This window comes from Candidatus Dechloromonas phosphoritropha, assembly GCA_016722705.1.
In the GTDB taxonomy this organism is placed as follows: Bacteria; Pseudomonadota; Gammaproteobacteria; order Burkholderiales; family Rhodocyclaceae; genus Azonexus; species Azonexus phosphoritrophus.
In genome coordinates this window covers 604213-620301 of the sequence record JADKGN010000005.1, presented here as the reverse complement: position 1 = coordinate 620301, position 16089 = coordinate 604213, and the positions used below count along the sequence as shown (strand labels likewise).

The window sequence follows — 16089 nt, the reverse complement described above, 5'->3', positions numbered from 1 at the left end:
CGCACCAGGAAGGAGCACGGCGAAATGTGATTATCGACCCAATCAGCACACCGCTTCAAGCATTAGAATGGACTGCACCACCATTTTCCGGAATACCCGATGTTCGCCGTCACGCTCCCGAATCTCGGCACCAGGCCGCGTCCGCTCGACCCCGTGCTCGCAGCCGCCGACCGCGTCATTCTCGGCAAGCAATACGAGATTCGCCAGGCGCTCGCCTGCCTGCTCGCCGGCGGCCACCTGCTGATTGAAGACCTGCCCGGCGTCGGCAAGACAACTCTGGCACACGCACTGGCGCGCTTGCTCGGCCTTGATTTCTCGCGCATCCAATTCACCAGCGACCTGTTGCCGGCCGACATCACCGGCGTCTCGATCTACGAGCGGCAGCTTGGCGAATTTCACTTCCTGCCCGGCCCGATCTTTTCCCAACTGGTCCTTGCCGACGAGATCAACCGTGCGACCCCGAAAACGCAAAGCGCCCTGCTCGAAGCGATGGAGGAACGCCAAGTCACGGTCGAAGGCGAAACCCGCCCGCTGCCTGACCCGTTCTTCGTCATTGCGACGCAGAACCCGTCGCACCAGATCGGCACCTTTCCGCTGCCCGAGTCGCAACTGGACCGCTTCCTGATGCGAATCGAGCTCGGCTACCCCGACCGCAATGCCGAACGCGCGCTGCTGAAGGCTGGCGGTCAGCGCGCGCTGGCCGATCAACTGGCGCCAATGATCGCCGCATGCGAACTGCCGTCCCTTCAGCGCGAGGTCACCACGGTACATGCCGCCGAGCCGCTGATCGACTACGTCCAGGCCCTGGTCGCGGCTAGCCGCCGCGACCCTGCCTTCCAGCATGGCCTCTCGCCGCGGGCCGGTCTCGCCCTGCTCGCAGCGGCACGCGCCTGGGCCTGGCTGGACGGACGCGAGATGGTGTTGCCGGACGACATTCAGGTCGTTCTTCCCGCAGTCGCCCGCCATCGTCTGCGCGCGACGCAGGGAACCGGGATGGCCAAGGCTGAGGACATCGCGGCGCTGATCCGCGCGGTGCCGATTCCCTGAAGCCGTGGGCGTCATCGGCGAACTCAAGCGCCGGCTCTTTCGCTGGCAAAGCGACGGGACTGCGCCTCTGCGTCTTGCGCAACGCCGCATCTTCATCCTGCCGACACGCGCCGGTCTGCTCTTCGCTGCCGCCCTGCTGGCGATGCTCACTGGCGCCATCAATTACAACCTGGCATTGGGCCATGCCCTCGTCTTCCTGCTGGCAGGCCTCGCGCTCACCGGCATGGTGCACACCTTTCGCAACCTGCACGGACTGCTCATCACGCCCGGGCGCTGTGACCCGGTGTTTGCCGGCGAGGTCGCCTACTTTCCGCTGCACCTGGCGAGCGAACGCAATACGTCGCGCCTGGCACTCGAACTGTGTGCCAGTGACGAAACCCGGATTGTCGCCGCCGACGTTGCCGCCCACGGCCTGAGCGAAGTCGCCGTGCCGGTTGCCTCCGTGCGCCGTGGCTGGCTTGATTTGCCGCGCACCCGTCTGGCCACGACCTACCCGCTCGGACTGTTCGTCGCCTGGAGCTATCTGCAACCGGCGATGCGTTGCCTGGTTTACCCGCAACCGCTGGCCGCTCCATTGCCACGGCAGCAGCCGGCAACACGGATCGGCGATCACCACGGCGACGGCGGGCAGGACGATTTTTCCGGTTTCCGCGAACGCCAACCAGCCGACTCTCCGCGTCACGTCGCCTGGAAAGCCAGCGCCCGCGATGCCGGACAACGCCCGCTGCTGGTCAAGCAGTTCGCCGGCGGCGCGCAGACCGAACTGCAACTCGACTGGTCGCTGACGCCCGAGGCGGCCGCACCCGAGGCGCGCATTGCCATCCTTGCCGGCTGGATATTGACGGCCGCGGCAGAGGGTGCCTGTTACGGTCTACGCCTGCCGGGGCGGGAAATCGCGCCGGACAGCGGCGATGCGCACCGCCATCGCTGCCTGGAAGTACTGGCGCTTTTTCCGACATGAGCACACGCCCAAGCGAAGTGCTCGACCGCGGCGCCACACCCTGGCTCCTCGCGGCGGCGCTGGCGACCACCCTGCCGCACGCCGAGCATCAGCCACTCTGGCTGAGCGCCATTGCTGCCGCTCTCCTGGCCTGGGGTGGCTGGCTGTGGTGGCGCAACGAGCGCCTGCCCGGACGCTGGGTGCTCGGGTTGCTGGTCGCGATAGCGTGCGGCAGTGTGCTGATCGAGTTTCGCACCCTGTTCGGGCGCGATGCCGGCGTTGCCATGCTGGTCGTCTTCATGACCCTGAAACTGCTCGAACTGCGCACCCGGCGCGACGCGACGGTGGTCGTCACGTTAGGCTACTTCCTGCTGCTGACCCATTATTTCTACTCGCAGAGCATCCCCACCGGGTTGTGGCTGCTGGCGGCGATGACGCTGCTCACTGCGACGCTGATTCGCCTGCATGGCGGTCCGTCGAGCAGCACCGGCACCACGCTGCGCTACGCCGGCCTGCTGACGCTGCAGGCAGTCCCCTTCTTGCTTGTCCTCTACGTCCTGTTTCCGAGGATTACCGGGCCGCTCTGGGGCCTGCCGCAGGATGCTCACAGCGGCCGCAGCGGATTGTCCGACCAGATGACTCCGGGCAATATCGCCAACCTGGCCTTGAGCGGCGAAATCGCCTTCCGTGTGCGTTTCACCGGAGCGCCACCGCAGCGCGAAAAACTCTACTGGCGCGGACCGGTCCTCGAAAGCTTCGACGGCTTGACCTGGAAGCCGCAAATCGGTCGTACCCGCCCGCCGCAGATTGAGCCGCTGTCACCGCCGATCGCCTACGAGACCACACTCGAACCGCAGCAGCAACGCTGGCTGCTGGCCCTTGACGCGCCCGGCGCCCTGGGGCCGGAATTTCTCCTTTCCGGCACGTTGACCGCAACCAGCCGTGAACCGTTGAGCCAGCGCCAGCGTTTCGCCTTGACGGCAACGCTCGACTACCGCTTTAATGCCGATGAGGAGCCTATTGCGCTCCGGCGCAACCTGATGCTGCCCCCGCAGGGCAATCCGCGAGCGCGCGCCCTGGCCGAGGGCTGGAAAGCGGCTGACCCGGACCCTGCCGACCGGGTGCGGAAAGCCTTGAAGCTGTTTTCCGACGAAAAGTTCTTTTACACCCTACAACCGCCATTACTCGGAGAGCAGCCGGTCGATGACTTCCTTTTCGTCACCCGGCGCGGCTTCTGCGAGCATTACGCCTCGTCCTTTGTCTTCCTGATGCGTGCCGCCGGCGTCCCAGCCCGCGTCGTCACCGGCTATCAGGGCGGTGAGGTCAATCCGGTCGATGGTTTCGTCGTCGTCCGCCAGTCCGACGCCCATGCCTGGGCTGAGGTCTGGCTCGCCGGACTGGGCTGGACGCGGGTCGACCCGACCGCCGCAGTTTCGCCGGCCCGGGTCGAGGACGGTATCGCCGCCGCCATGCCTGCCGGCGAGCCACTGCCGGCGCTCATCCAACTGCACAACGACTGGCTGCGCACCCTGCTCTTCCGCTGGGAGGCAGTCAACAATGCCTGGAACCAGTACATCCTCGGCTACAACCCGCAGCGCCAGCGTGAATTGCTCGCCCGCCTTGGCATGCCCGATGCCGACTGGCGAAGCCTGGCTGCCACGCTGGCGGTCATCTGCGGCATCCTGCTGCTGGCAATAAGTGTTTGGACCCTCCACCAGCGGCCACGCATCGACCCAGCCGCCCGCCTCTGGCGAAAAGCCTTGCGCCGGCTGGCGCGAAGCAAAGTAAACTGTGCCCCTTGGGAAACGCCACTGGCCTTGCTTGAACGTGTCGAAAATGAATATCCGACGCTGGCCCCGGCGCTTCGTGATGTGGTTGGCGCCTACCTGCGGGCGCGCTACAGCGGAATTCCCGACGATCTAACCACACTACGCAGCGCCCTGAGGCGCATGCCCTGACGGAGAACTACTTGAAACACACCCTCGGCACTCTGCTGCTCGTCGCCTGCGCCTGCCTGACCCATGCCGATGCCGCACCTGCCCCAGGCAGTTTTGCCAGTGACCCCGCAGTCATCGAATTTGCGCGCGACCTCGAACAGCGCCACGGCTTCAATGCCGACGAACTGCTGCTGCAGTTCGCTCAGATCCGGCCCAACGACAAGGTACTGCAGTTGATCCGGCCGCCGGTGTCGCCGCTCCAGCGTTCCTGGGAGCGCTACCGCTCGCGTTTTCTGAACGAACGGCGGATCGAGCGTGGCGTCCGCTTCTGGCAGGAAAACCAGGTGAGCTTGATCAAGGCCAGCGTCATTTATGGCGTGCCGCCCGAGATCATCGTCGCCATCATCGGGGTCGAAACCGAATACGGAGCCAACACCGGCGGTTTCCGGGTGCTCGAGGCGCTGGCCACACTCGCCTTTTACTACCCACGCCGCGCCGACTTTTTCCGCACCGAACTGGAGCAGTTCCTGCTGCTGGCGCGTGAAAACGGCATGGACCCGGTCAACGTGCGCGGCTCCTTCGCCGGCGCCATTGGCATTCCGCAATTCATGCCGGGCAGCCAGCGACGTTATGCGGTCGACTTCGACGGCGACCAGAAAATAGACCTTTCCGACAGCGTCGACGACGCCATCGGCAGCGTCGGACGTTTTTTCGAGCAACACGGCTGGGAGGCCGGCCAGCCGATCGCCGTCCCTGCCCGCGCACGCGGCGAACCCGACCGCAGCCTGATCGAGGCCGGAATTCAGCCGAGGTTGCTCGTCGCCGATCTGGCGCAGCAGGGCATCACGGCCGATGCCGACCCGCAGGCGACAGTGACGCTGGTCGATCTCGTTTCCCCCGGCCGGCCGACCGAGTACTGGCTGGGCTTCAATAACTTCTACGTCATCACGCGCTACAACCGTTCCAGCTTTTACGCGATGTCGGTGTTCCAGTTGGCGGAGGCAATCCGTAAGCGTATGTCGCGCCAGTAGCAGTGCCGGGTCCGCACCGGGTTACAGCAATGAGTCACGCGTGACGCCGCCGCGCTTGATGATCACGCGCAGGCGATCGAGCGCCCCGGCCTGGATCTGGCGGACGCGTTCCCGGGTCAACCCGAGGTCGACCGCCAGGGCTTCGAGTGTCATGACATCGGCGCCGTTGAGTCCATAGCGCCGTTCGATTATCTGCCGCTGACGTTCACCAAGCTGCGCCAGCCAGTCGTTGAGCAGCGCGCCCATCTCGCGGAACTGCAGGAGATCTTCTGGATTGACCGCCGCCTCGTCGGCAATCGCGTCGCCCAGACTATGGCCGGAATCGAGTTCCAGCGGCGCATCGAGCGAGGCGATTTGTTCGTTGAAATGCAGGATGCGCCGGACATCGGCCACCGGCCGGTCGATCAGCGCCGCCACGCGTGCGATCGAGGTCTCGCGAGTCGGCGGCGACTCGAGGTGACGGATGGCCCGCAGAACGAGGTTGATGTCCTTGACCACATGCACCGGCAACCGGATGGTGCGCGACTGGTTCATGATCGCCCGCTCGATGGTCTGGCGGATCCACCAGCTCGCATAGGTCGAAAACCGGAAACCGCGCTCGGGATCGAACTTTTCCAGCGCGTGGATGAGGCCGAGATTGCCCTCCTCAACCAGATCGAGGAGCGGGATACCCCGGTTCAGATAGTGCTTGGCGATATTCACAACCAGACGCAGGTTGTGTTCGATCATCTTCTGGCGCGCCGCGAAATCGCCGGCCCTCACCAGGCGCGTCGTCGCCAGTTCATCGGCAGGCGTCAGCAACGGCTTGGCGCCGATCTCGTTCAGGTAGAGTTGGGTAACATCCTCGAGGAGTCCCAGTTCTGGGCTGACGGATTGAGGTTCGGGGAGCGGTTCCGCGTCAGCCTCGACTGACGCCAGTTCATCGTCTTCCGGATCGTCAGCCGCCCAGGCGGTCATCTCTTCGGCAGGAAGGCCGCGGGATCGGTCGGTTTGCCCTGCTTGCGAATCTCGAAATGGAGCTTGATAATCTCGCTGTCCGTGTTGCCCATTTCCGCCACCTTCTGGCCACGCTTGACTTGCTGGCCTTCGGCGACCAAGATCTTACGGTTGTGCGCATAAGCCGAGAGGAAAGTCGCGTTGTGCTTGACGATCAGGAGCTGACCGAAACCTCGAATCCCTGTGCCAACATAGACGACCTTGCCATCGGCGGCAGCCACGACGGGATCGCCGGCCTTGCCGCCGAAATCAATACCCTTGTTTCCCGAATCACTGAAGGACGAGATCACCTTGCCCGACGTGGGCCACTGCCATGCCACGTCGTCGGGGCCGGTAGCTGCCGGTTCCGGCTTGGGTTCAGGCTTCGCCTCGGGTCTTGCCTCGGGTCTTGCCTCGGGCTGGACTTCCGGTTTCGGCTCCGGTTTCTGGTCGACCGCGACAACCGGCGGCTTCGGGACCGTCTCCCCGGGGCGGTTGAGCCGGGCGTACGCCTCATCGGAATAGGGCTCCTTGCCGCCGCGTGGCCCCCGTTTCAGACCATCTCCGGCAATCGCGGAAGGTGTGCCGGCAACCTTGCCTGGCACATCCAGCGGCCGCGACTCTACAACCGGCGTCGTCACCACTGGCTGCGCCACCACTGCCTCGCCCATGGCGGCTGACGTGACGACCGGCGGCGCCACGCGCAGGATCTGCCCTTCGTTGATCGCGTTGGGATTGGTAACGTTGTTCCAGGCAACAACATCCTTGTAATCCTGACCATGCTCGAGGGCAATGCGGTAAAGCGTGTCGCCCTTCCTGACCGTGTAATACCCGGGACCCTCAAACGCGGGCGCAGACTGTCTACCCAAGGACGAGGTAGAGCGGTCGACGGTCGGAGCCGGCGGCTGAGACTTGCAGCCCGCCATCAGGAGGAGGACGGCCAAAGGAGCGAGGACTCTAATCATTGCGTTCCTGCAAGGAGTGGGACAAAGCGAACGGGATCAAGCCGGGTTTCGACAAAACCCTCCGCAGTCCGTTCAATGAGGGAAAGATACTGCTCAGTCGTACCGATAGGCAAGACCATACGCCCGCCAACTGCCAGTTGCCCGAGCAGGGCCGGCGGCACCTGGCGACCCGCAGCGGCGACGATGATGCTGGCGAACGGTGCTGCCTCGGGCATGCCGAGCTGACCATCCGCGTGCTTGAGGCGTACATTGAACTGCTTCAGATGTCGCATGTGAGCCTTCGCCTTTTCCAGAAGGGGCCCGAGGCGCTCGATCGCATAAACCTCAGTCGTCAGTTGCGCCAGGACGGCCGCCTGATAGCCGCAACCGGCGCCAACCTCGAGCGTCCTGCCCAGCGCCATGCGCCCGTTGAGCAACAGTTCGATCATCCGAGCAACGACGAAAGGCTGTGAAATCGTCTGCCCCATACCCAGCGGCAACGCGGTGTCTTCATAGGCACGCGACGCCAGTGCCTCCTCAACAAAGACGTGACGCGGAACTGCCGCCATCGCCCGGAGGACGGCCGCATTGCGGATGCCCATCTCGCGCAGGCGCTCGATCATGCGCGCCCGCGTCCGCTGCGAGGTCATCCCGAATCCTTGCAATGCGTTGGTGGTCATCGCAGCCAGTTCGCAATCGCCTGCAACCGCGCCGTATGCGTCAGATCGACCTGCAGCGGGGTGATCGACACACAGCCGCGTTCGATCGCGTTGAAGTCCGTTCCTGGCCCTGCCTCGGCGGCCGCTCCGGCAGCACCCACCCAATAGACCGTATCATTCCGCGGCGAACGCATTTTGACGACCGGCTCAGCCTTGTGACGTCTGCCGAGACGGGTCACTTCCGTGCCGCGCAGGTCGGCATAGGGAATATCGGGAACATTGACGTTCAGCAGCACCGGATCACGAATCGGATCATTGAAAAAACGCTCCACCAGTTCCCGGGCAATACGTCCCGCGGTATTGAAATGACTACCCTCGAAACTCGTCAGCGAAAGTGCAATCGATGGAATGCCCAACAGAAAACCTTCGGTCGCCGCGGCAACCGTTCCCGAATAAATGGTGTCGTCACCCATATTGGCGCCATGGTTAATGCCGGAAACGATAATGTCGGGCATGTAATCAAGCATTCCAGAGACCGCCAGATGGACGCAATCCGATGGCGTGCCATTGACGAAATAAAATCCATTTGCGGCCTGCTTGAGAAATACCGGTCGATCCAGCGTCAATGAATTGCTGGCGGCGCTGCGATTCTGCTCCGGAGCAACGACAACGATTTCGCCCAGGCCGTCAAGCGCCTCGGCCAGCGCCAGAATTCCGGGCGCGAAATAACCGTCGTCGTTACTCAGGAGAATCCGCATTTCAGACCATCATGTCATCGAGATGGCCGCCGGCAGCCAGCCATTCGGCAACCCATTTCGGCTGGCGGCCACGGCCGGTCCATTCCAGCGCGGCATTCTTCGGGTGACGGTATTTGACCTTTACTTTTCCGGTCGGTCCCTTGACTTTAGCTTCCTTACCCAGCAGATCTTCAAGCGCATAACCGCGTGCTTTAACAAAAGCCCGCGCTTCATTCAGGATTTTCATCTTATCCTGAGCCTCTCGGCGTTTCAATTCCGCAGGAATCTGTTGTTGCAGCTCACGCAATTCGACAACGGTCAGGGTGGACAAATCCATGATTACCTCCTTAATGTGAAATGGCGGAAACAATCTAATTTGTCCTAATAAATTAATCAACCTTTAAATTAAAAAACCCGCACAAGCCGGTTATTTAATTGATCGAGGTGGGATTCGAACTCGCTACCCCTTGCGCCACATAATGGTAAAAACCAATCCAGCAGCATCCCGTGAGCTGCACAAAACTGCCGTAACACGTTGTTTTTATATTCATTTAATACATTGGCTATCCAAGGCCGCCCTTTATCATCCAGCAAAAGCCACGTGATCTGTTGGGCACTATGTTAAGCACTTTTTTGAGGGTGAAATTGGTCAAACTGACGGTCAAGAAGTTAGATAGTATAACCTCTGTCGACATTGGCAGGAAGCTTCCGGATGAGCATTCGCTGTTTGGCCTGGCCAAAGCCAAGGCGGACGCGGCACCGGCAGGTACGACAGCGAAAAGCGCGATGCCTGACGTCTGCTGGGTGAAGCCTGCCTGCGAGATGGCCGGCATCGACTTGCGCACGCTGCAACGCTGGCAAGCCAGCGATGGCCTTGTCGGCCGTGATCGCCGGCCACAGGCGCTGCGCCCGGTACCGCGCTATGCCCTCTCCGAGGCCGAGCGGGCGCAGGTGCTTGCCGTGGCCAACGCGCTGCGCTTTGCCTCTGTGCCACCGGCGCGCATCGTGCCCATGCTGGCCGACAAGGGCGTCTATCTGGCCAGTAAATCCACCTTCAGCCGCATCCTGCGCGCACAGGGGAAAACCAGCCACCGCGGGCGCGCCAAGGCACCCAAGGCGGTCCGGCCACCGGCCACGCACATGGCCACCGCACCCCTTCAGGTGTGGTGCTGGGATATGACCTACCTGCCCGCGCAGGTAATGGGACGCTGGTTCTTCTTGTACCTGATCCTCGATCTGTACAGCCGCAAGATCGTCGGCTGGGAGGCGTATGACAGTGATCACGCCGATCATGCGGTGCCTCTGGTGCGCCGCACGGCGCTGGCTGAGGGCATTGCCGCCTTGACCGCCAAGCCGGTGCTGCACGGCGATAACGGCTCGACCTTTAAAGCCACAACGGTGCTGGTGATACTCAATTGGTTGGGGGTCAAACCCTCGTGCTCGCGCCCCCGTGTCAGCGATGACAACGCTTACGCCGAGTCGTTGTTTCGTACCGCCAACTAAACCCCGCACGTTGGTCTGGCAAGACGCGAAACTGGACATCGGTTGGCGCCGTCACCCTCAGCCCCGAACGCGATTGCATCATCAAGGCGCATTCGGCTAACCACAATATTCAGCCGTTGGCTGCATGACTAAGAACTTGTCCGTAAATAGTGGACAATCACTGCCCATGCGCGAGAATTACGTTGGGGGAGATGATGGCAAAAGTGAAGTCATGGGAAGTGACCGAGGAATTCTGGAAGCGCGTTGAGCCACTGATTCCGATACGCCAGCGACTGGCGGATCGGAGTTACGTCCGCAAGGCTGGCGGGGGGCGCAAGCCCAAAGAACCGAGGCTGGTCTTCGAGGCGATTATTTATGTGCTGCGCACAGGTTGCCAGTGGAAGGCACTCCCGGCGGAGCGCTTTGGCAGTTCCAGTGCGATTCATGCCCGATTTCTGGCGTGGGAGAAGGCCGGGGTGTTTGAAGCCCTATGGAAGCGCGGGCTTGCCGAATACGACGACCTTGAAGGTATCGCCTGGCGCTGGCAAAGCCTTGACGGCGCGATGATGAAGGCCCCGATGGCGCAATCAAGCGTTGGACCCAATCCAACGGACCGGGGAAAAAATGGGAGCAAGCGTCATTTGCTGGTGGACGGTCGTGGCGTCCCGTTGTCGCTCGTCGTGACCGGCGCCAATCGGCACGACGTCTCTCAGTTGGCGGCTGTGCTTGAGGCCATTGTCGTCAAGCGAGCGTCGCCACCCAAGCGGCGAAGCAAACACCTTTGCGCTGACGCCGGCTACACCGGCGCGCCCGCATTGGCGATCATCACGAAGCATGGCTACATCCCCCATGTCAAAGGGCGTGGGCAAGAGGCCGGCGAACTCAAACGTGACCCCAGGAAGAAAGCCCGGCGCTGGATCGTCGAAGTGGCTCACAGCTGGTTCAACCGCTTCCGGAAGTTGTTGGTGCGATACGAGAAGCTTGAGCGCAGTTTCTTGGCGCTCAACCACCTGGCCGCATCAATCATGGCGTTCAGAAAAATTAAACTGAAAGTAAATATTGTTTACGGATAAGTTCTTAGTGTGGCCTTACCCCTATTGTCCTTCGACTCTGACCCCGTTATTTTTCTGGCCGAAAGAATTGCACGGATGCTGGAACCACCCTGCCAGGCGCCTGCCAGAGACTCAACTGTGGAATATCAGCGGTCGAACGCAGCCTGCAGTTGGCTCTTGCTGCTCACGCCACTTTGCTGCAGCAGCATCAGCATGATCCGAGCCTTGGCAGGCGACAGATCGTCGGCCATCACCGCACCGGCATCGAAAGTGGTCTTGCCGCCGCCGGCGAACCCGTAGTTCGGTAGTACCCGTCCGTTGTGGACCCGGGTCGCGATCACCACTGGCACCTGCTTGGACAGCGCGTACTTAACGCTCTCGAACATTGACTCGTTCATGTTGCCCATTCCCAGGGCCTGTACCACGATGCCCTTGGCGCCCCGATCCACCGCGCTGCGCAACGACGCACCGTCGGCACCACCGTACATGGGAACGATGTCGACTTGCGGCATGGGGCCGGTGCCGATCGGGATGTGCTGTCGCCGCACCGGGGTATAAGCGTACATCACCCGGTCTGGGTAGGCCTCGCCGATGATGCCGAACTGGCCTGAGTTAAAGGTCTCGACATTGCCGGTGTGGGTCTTGGTCACATAGCGAGCCGAGTTGATCTGGTTGTTCATGGCTAGCAGCACGCCTTTGTCGCGGGACTGGCTGTCGACGGCGATGCGCGCCGCGTTGAGCAGATTGCGCGGACCGTCAAAATCGGATGACGAGGCGTTGCGCTGGGCGCCGATCAAAACTACCGGTTTGCTCGATTTAACAGTCAGATCAAGCCAGAAAGCAGTCTCTTCAAGCGTGTCGGTGCCGTGCGAAACAATCACGCCGGCTACCTCAGGCATGTCCAGCGCCGCTTGCACCGCGTGGGTCAACTGAACCCAACGGGGCGGGTCCATGTAGTCGGATGGCACGTTCGACAGGCTGTTGACTTGGATTGTGGCGTACTTACCAATGTCCGGCACCGTGGCCAACAGATCCTCCCCGGAGATTGCCGGCACTGGAGCATTTTTCACCGGATCAATCTTCATGGCGATGGTGCCGCCAGTAGCAATGAAATAGACCGTCGGTTTGTTTTGGGCGAAGACGGGGCTGGTTGCCATGGCGGTCATCATCGACAGGGTTAAGGCCATCCCATTACACACAACTCATAGCGCATGAGCTTCCCGGGCGAACCTGATCCCCGCCGCGAAATCGACGACGCGTTGAAGGCCGAGCCAAATGGTCTTCACACCCGGCTCGCCATCGCCCTTGCGGGCCAGAAATCCGCCAAGCATCGCCACCAAGCGCACCACTTCATTGAGCCTGGGCGGCGTCTTGGGCACCTTCTTCCGATTCAGGATGTAAGCCGCTTGCCATTCGTCCTGCTCGAACAGCAAGGCCGCATCCAGGTCTGGGCAGGTACGGCCCAGGCGCATGAGTCGGGCAATCCGCCAAGCCACCACCATGAACAGCGCCAGCGCCCGTTCCAGCCGCGCCACGGTGCTCAACTGCAACGCCTCTACGCGGCAGCCGTTCTTGAGGACATGGAAGAACAGTTCGATCTCCCAGCGCGCCCGGTACCAGTCGATCAGTTCGGTCGCCGCTTCGAAAGAGTTAATCGGCCGATTGGTCAGCAGCCGCCATTCCACCGGCTTCACGCCCTCGGGGCACTTTCTTCTCGCGCCACCAGACAACTCACCTCGATCCGGCTCCCCTTGCCGTCGGAGACCGTCACCCGCTTTGCCCAGACTCGTTGCCGAACGTCCCGCGCCTTCTGTCCTTGCCGCGAAGGCATCGTGAAGCGGATGCCGCCGAGCGCTTCGCTGGCCAGGACCTCAGTCCACAGCTTGCCGCCCTCCGGGAAGCGCCCGATTGTGCTGGGAACGAATCAGCCAGTCGGCGGGATGCCCCAGCTCGCGGGCTTGCACCATCAGGGCCACGATGTCCGCCTCCCGATCCGCCACATACACCAGCCGGGTGTCCGGCAGCCTGCTCGCCAACTCCGCGATGCGGGTGTAGCCCTCCGTCCAGCGGGTGCTTTCCAGCAGGCCACCTCGTTGGCCGCTCGCGTCCTTGGGTTCGCGTGCCCACATCCAGGCGTCCAGAACACCCAAGGGTTCACGCTGCGGACTGACCGCGTAGGTGGGATGCACGTACATCCCGCGTTGGGCTTCATACGAGAGCGGCCCCAGACCGGCAATGCGCTGACCATTGAAATCCAGTTCCGTGGTGTCTTGGAGGCACAGCACCACCGGGTGCGCCTGCATGCGCGTTTCGGCGCTTCGCCAGTGCGAGGCGAGGATGGCTTCCCATTCGATGTCGTCCTGCGCAAAAAAGCGATATGCCGCCTGGGTTTCCGCCCAGCCGCCGCAGGCTTGCGGGATGCTGGCCAGCGGGTTGGCGGCCATGCGCTCCGCCAGCAGCACCGTGCGCTTGTCCAGACGCCGGTCGCCCAGGTCGATCGCCTTGAACTCCTCCGCTGCCCAACTCATCACGCCCGTCCCACGTTCCTTGAAAAGTCAGCATGTTACGGGCTGGTGTTGAAGTTGTGTGTAATGGCATGGGTTAAGGCGGCTTTTCTGAATTTCAACTTTATGTCTCCGGTCGTTGAAAAAATCGAAAGGACAGGAATTTCAAATGCTGCTTTGAAGTATCTTGCCCCGTTCAGGCGGAGTCAATCGTGGATTTCTCGGCGAAGGTTGACTGGACCTCAAAAATGCCGAGCCAAAACTGCAAAACCGGGCGGTCAAACGGTCAGAGTGAATTGGGGTTTTCAATTCACACTGACCCGTTTGGTTCGCTCTATTGTCATGATCTCAACCGCCCCCATCTCGCGTGGGTGGCGCTTGCCGTGAAAGAGGATACAGCGCTTTATCCATTGAAGATATTGCGTTTCAGTACATATGCTGTAATGCTTGACGCGCAGGCGGTCACGCACCTGGTCAAGCAGTTTTGGCGGCAGCGGGGTTTGAGGGGTGGAATCTGGCATGATGATTTCAATAAAACACAAAAATTCAATGCGTTGCAAACAAGGTATTTGCTTTATACACCTTCGCCTAGTTAAGTATACGCCTGCCAAGGCGTATACTTAACGTTGCACGAGATAGGTGGCTAGCTTTCAATGGGAGGCAAGTTGCGCATTCCGAACACATGCCACGGGGATTTATAAAGCGTGGAAAATATGCTATTAAGCGAAGTGTTTTATGAGCGGATGTATAACGCTCGCGTTGATCCACACGCCCAAAAAACACTTCGGATAAACAGCGGATTTTGGCCGTTTTGGGCGGGGACGACAGAGAGAAAGAGCACCGTCCTTGATTTCCGCCACCTCTCACGTCCAACGCGTCGTTCGAGCACACTCGCCGCCCTACGGTCGTCAAGGTGCTCAACTCCATAACGTTAGGCCCTCTACCATGCGACTACTACTCACATTACCTCTTGTCTTCTTCTCCCTCACCGCGCAAGCCATCGACTGCTCGAAAGCAATCACGACTCCTGACATTAACGCATGTGCGTCGGCCGACCAGAAGAAGGTCGAAACCAAACTGAATACAATCTACCGCCGAGTTATAAAGAGCCTTGACCAACCCGACACTGAACTCGAAAAATTTTCGGAGATGAAGAGCACCCTCATCGAAGCACAGAGGGCTTGGGTCAAGTTTCGAGAGGCCGACTGCACCGCAGTTTTCACGCTTCATGCGAGCGGCACTATCCGGACAGCCATGTACATCGGTTGCATGCAGTCCCACGCCGAGCGGCGTATCAAGGACCTCGAAGACTATGAAAAGCAATAACACAACAAGAGTTCGTTGCGTTTGGCCTAATACAAGGGCTTCCCCATATTCTGCAAGCGGGTTTTTGATTTTTACTGTTTCATCGTTCCGCCTCAATAATCTGTCTACCCATCTGATCTGCCATGTCTGAGCAAAGAAGGTGAAGGACTGCGGTACTACAATCGGTCATGTGGGGCTTCTTGCCCGGACCCTGATGAAAGACGCGCACGGGGGCCTCATTCGTTAGTCGGGAATGACTTCTTCCCCTTGAGCTAATCAGGCATACCCCGCGCGGGTCCAACCCGCTTCACATCAACGTTGGCAGTGCTTCGCTGGTATTTGGCCGCCAGCGAGCGGCCTGTGATCCCTTTCCAGATTTTTCCCTATAGACGCTTTTTTCGACTGTTCAGGCGGGTTCCGCGGTCAACCGGAAATCTTCCCCATATTTCATGACGGCCCAGGCCAGCCGCCGATTCTTGGCAGCAATGGCGACCGCCGCTTTCCAGTAGCCGCGTCGTTCAACCAGGGCGCGAGCCCAACGGCTGAAGCGATCTTGCTTGTCACCCAGACCGGCGAGGACAGAGCGGGCACCCATGACGAGCAGGCTGCGCAGGTAAGCATCCCCCGCTTTGGTAATCCTGCCCAATCTTGCTTTGCCGCCGCTGCTGTATTGACCTGGAACCAAGCCGACCCAGGCGGCGAGTTGGCGGCCGTTCTTGAAGTCGTGCCCACCACCCAGACTGGCAACTAAAGCGCTGGCTGTCGTCAGGCCTATGCCGGGAAGCTGCTCGGGCGTTAGAAGACCACTATTTGTTGCGGCCATAAATAATCGCAACAAGAAAAATCGGCCTGTGCCGCAAAAGCTCTGCTTTCAAGAATTCAAACTCTGGCCCTCACATCGCGTGGATTGACAATAACGTACGCTTAAACGTACCATCAAGTATCCCCTATCCGGAGAACAAAGATGGCTACTCTGACCGCGAGTGAAGCACGCGCCAACCTTTATCGGCTCATTGACCAGGCGGCCGAATCACATCAACCGATTCACATCACCGGCAAGCGAGCCAGCGCCGTCCTGCTCTCAACCGAGGATTGGGATGCGATTCAGGAAACGCTGTACCTTCTTTCCATCCCCGGCATGCGCGAATCCATCAAGGAGGGCATGGCAGAGCCTCTTGATCAGAGTACCAAGGCGCTTGAATGGTGAGTTGGCAGGTCGTCTTTTCGAAGCACGCGCAGAAGGATGCGAAGAAACTGGCCACAACGGGCCTGAAGGCCAAGGCGCTGGAACTCCTGGCCGTTCTCGCCGCTGACCCGTTTCAAAACCCGCCGCCTTACGAAAAACTCGTCGGCGATCTTGCAGGCGCCTATTCGCGACGCATCAATATCCAGCATCGCCTGGTTTATGAAGTTTTTCCAACGGAGCGGGTGGTTCGTGTGTTGCGCATGTGGACCCACTATGAGTGAGAGAGACTA

At 60.8% G+C, this 16089-nt stretch carries 14 protein-coding genes and 4 pseudogenes; 9 read left to right on the top strand and 9 right to left on the bottom strand.

What is annotated here, in order from left to right; translation table 11 throughout:
* Positions 1-99 precede the first annotated feature (99 nt).
* The 4 genes from IPP03_22525 (at position 100) to mltB (ending at position 4955) form a co-directional block, all read left to right on the top strand.
* Complete coding sequence (locus IPP03_22525; protein ID MBL0355272.1) at positions 100-1047, top strand: AAA family ATPase; 948 nt, start codon at positions 100-102, stop codon at positions 1045-1047.
* A 142-nt stretch (positions 1048-1189) separates the two neighbouring features.
* Positions 1190-2008, top strand: coding sequence for a DUF58 domain-containing protein (locus tag IPP03_22520; protein ID MBL0355271.1), 819 nt, complete (start codon positions 1190-1192; stop codon positions 2006-2008).
* A complete protein-coding gene (locus IPP03_22515; GenBank protein MBL0355270.1) occupies positions 2005-3945 on the top strand; it encodes a DUF3488 domain-containing transglutaminase family protein in 1941 nt (646 codons plus the stop codon). The genes IPP03_22520 and IPP03_22515 overlap by 4 nt, the downstream gene beginning before the upstream one ends.
* An 11-nt stretch (positions 3946-3956) precedes the next feature.
* Positions 3957-4955 (top strand): lytic murein transglycosylase B, encoded by a 999-nt coding sequence (mltB, locus tag IPP03_22510; GenBank protein MBL0355269.1) that lies wholly within the window; start codon positions 3957-3959, stop codon positions 4953-4955.
* Positions 4956-4976: 21 nt separating this feature from the next.
* Here the strand turns inward: mltB and rpoS are convergent, their stop codons facing one another.
* From rpoS to IPP03_22485, 5 genes are read right to left on the bottom strand one after another with little or no spacing between them, the layout of a single operon-like run.
* Entirely contained in the window at positions 4977-5912 is a 936-nt protein-coding gene (gene rpoS, locus IPP03_22505) for an RNA polymerase sigma factor RpoS (protein ID MBL0355268.1), read from the bottom strand.
* Positions 5909-6895, bottom strand: coding sequence for a peptidoglycan DD-metalloendopeptidase family protein (locus IPP03_22500; protein MBL0355267.1), 987 nt, complete (start codon positions 6893-6895; stop codon positions 5909-5911). Before IPP03_22500 ends, rpoS begins: the two co-directional genes overlap by 4 nt.
* Positions 6892-7554 carry a protein-L-isoaspartate(D-aspartate) O-methyltransferase gene (locus tag IPP03_22495; protein MBL0355266.1) on the bottom strand — a complete coding sequence of 221 codons (663 nt, stop codon included), beginning with the start codon at positions 7552-7554 and terminating at the stop codon, positions 6892-6894. The genes IPP03_22500 and IPP03_22495 overlap by 4 nt, the downstream gene beginning before the upstream one ends.
* The gene (surE, locus tag IPP03_22490; protein ID MBL0355265.1) at positions 7551-8291 is read right to left on the bottom strand and encodes a 5'/3'-nucleotidase SurE; all 741 of its coding nucleotides are present in this window, start codon (positions 8289-8291) and stop codon (positions 7551-7553) included. The genes IPP03_22495 and surE overlap by 4 nt, the downstream gene beginning before the upstream one ends.
* Position 8292: 1 nt before the next feature.
* Positions 8293-8607 carry an H-NS histone family protein gene (locus tag IPP03_22485; GenBank protein ID MBL0355264.1) on the bottom strand — a complete coding sequence of 105 codons (315 nt, stop codon included), beginning with the start codon at positions 8605-8607 and terminating at the stop codon, positions 8293-8295.
* Between the two features lie 467 nt (positions 8608-9074).
* Here IPP03_22485 and IPP03_22480 point away from each other — a divergent pair.
* Together IPP03_22480 and IPP03_22475 are read left to right on the top strand one after the other, a co-directional pair.
* Positions 9075-9901: pseudogene (locus IPP03_22480) on the top strand (transposase).
* Between the two features lie 63 nt (positions 9902-9964).
* Positions 9965-10825, top strand: coding sequence for an IS5 family transposase (locus IPP03_22475; GenBank protein ID MBL0355263.1), 861 nt, complete (start codon positions 9965-9967; stop codon positions 10823-10825).
* Between the two features lie 125 nt (positions 10826-10950).
* Here the strand turns inward: IPP03_22475 and IPP03_22470 are convergent, their stop codons facing one another.
* The 3 genes and pseudogenes from IPP03_22470 to IPP03_22460 all read right to left on the bottom strand — a co-directional run bounded on the left by IPP03_22470 (position 10951) and on the right by IPP03_22460 (position 13829).
* Entirely contained in the window at positions 10951-11991 is a 1041-nt protein-coding gene (locus tag IPP03_22470) for an asparaginase (GenBank protein MBL0355262.1), read from the bottom strand.
* A 15-nt stretch (positions 11992-12006) separates the two neighbouring features.
* A pseudogene (locus tag IPP03_22465) lies at positions 12007-13302 on the bottom strand (IS4 family transposase).
* 350 nt (positions 13303-13652) lie between these two features.
* Positions 13653-13829, bottom strand: a pseudogene (locus tag IPP03_22460) (phage integrase N-terminal SAM-like domain-containing protein).
* Positions 13830-14253: 424 nt separating this feature from the next.
* On the opposite strand from IPP03_22460, the gene IPP03_22455 reads away from it, so the two are divergent.
* On the top strand, positions 14254-14634 hold the full coding sequence (locus IPP03_22455; GenBank protein MBL0355261.1) for a DUF1311 domain-containing protein: 381 nt from the start codon (positions 14254-14256) through the stop codon (positions 14632-14634).
* 385 nt (positions 14635-15019) lie between these two features.
* On the opposite strand, the pseudogene IPP03_22450 reads toward IPP03_22455, so the two are convergent.
* Positions 15020-15400 (bottom strand): annotated as a pseudogene (locus IPP03_22450) (IS110 family transposase).
* Positions 15401-15577: 177 nt separating this feature from the next.
* Between IPP03_22450 and IPP03_22445 the strand changes: the two are divergent.
* Together IPP03_22445 and IPP03_22440 are read left to right on the top strand one after the other, a co-directional pair.
* Positions 15578-15820, top strand: coding sequence for a type II toxin-antitoxin system Phd/YefM family antitoxin (locus tag IPP03_22445; GenBank protein ID MBL0355260.1), 243 nt, complete (start codon positions 15578-15580; stop codon positions 15818-15820).
* Positions 15817-16080 carry a Txe/YoeB family addiction module toxin gene (locus IPP03_22440; protein ID MBL0355259.1) on the top strand — a complete coding sequence of 88 codons (264 nt, stop codon included), beginning with the start codon at positions 15817-15819 and terminating at the stop codon, positions 16078-16080. Before IPP03_22445 ends, IPP03_22440 begins: the two co-directional genes overlap by 4 nt.
* Positions 16081-16089 lie beyond the last annotated feature (9 nt).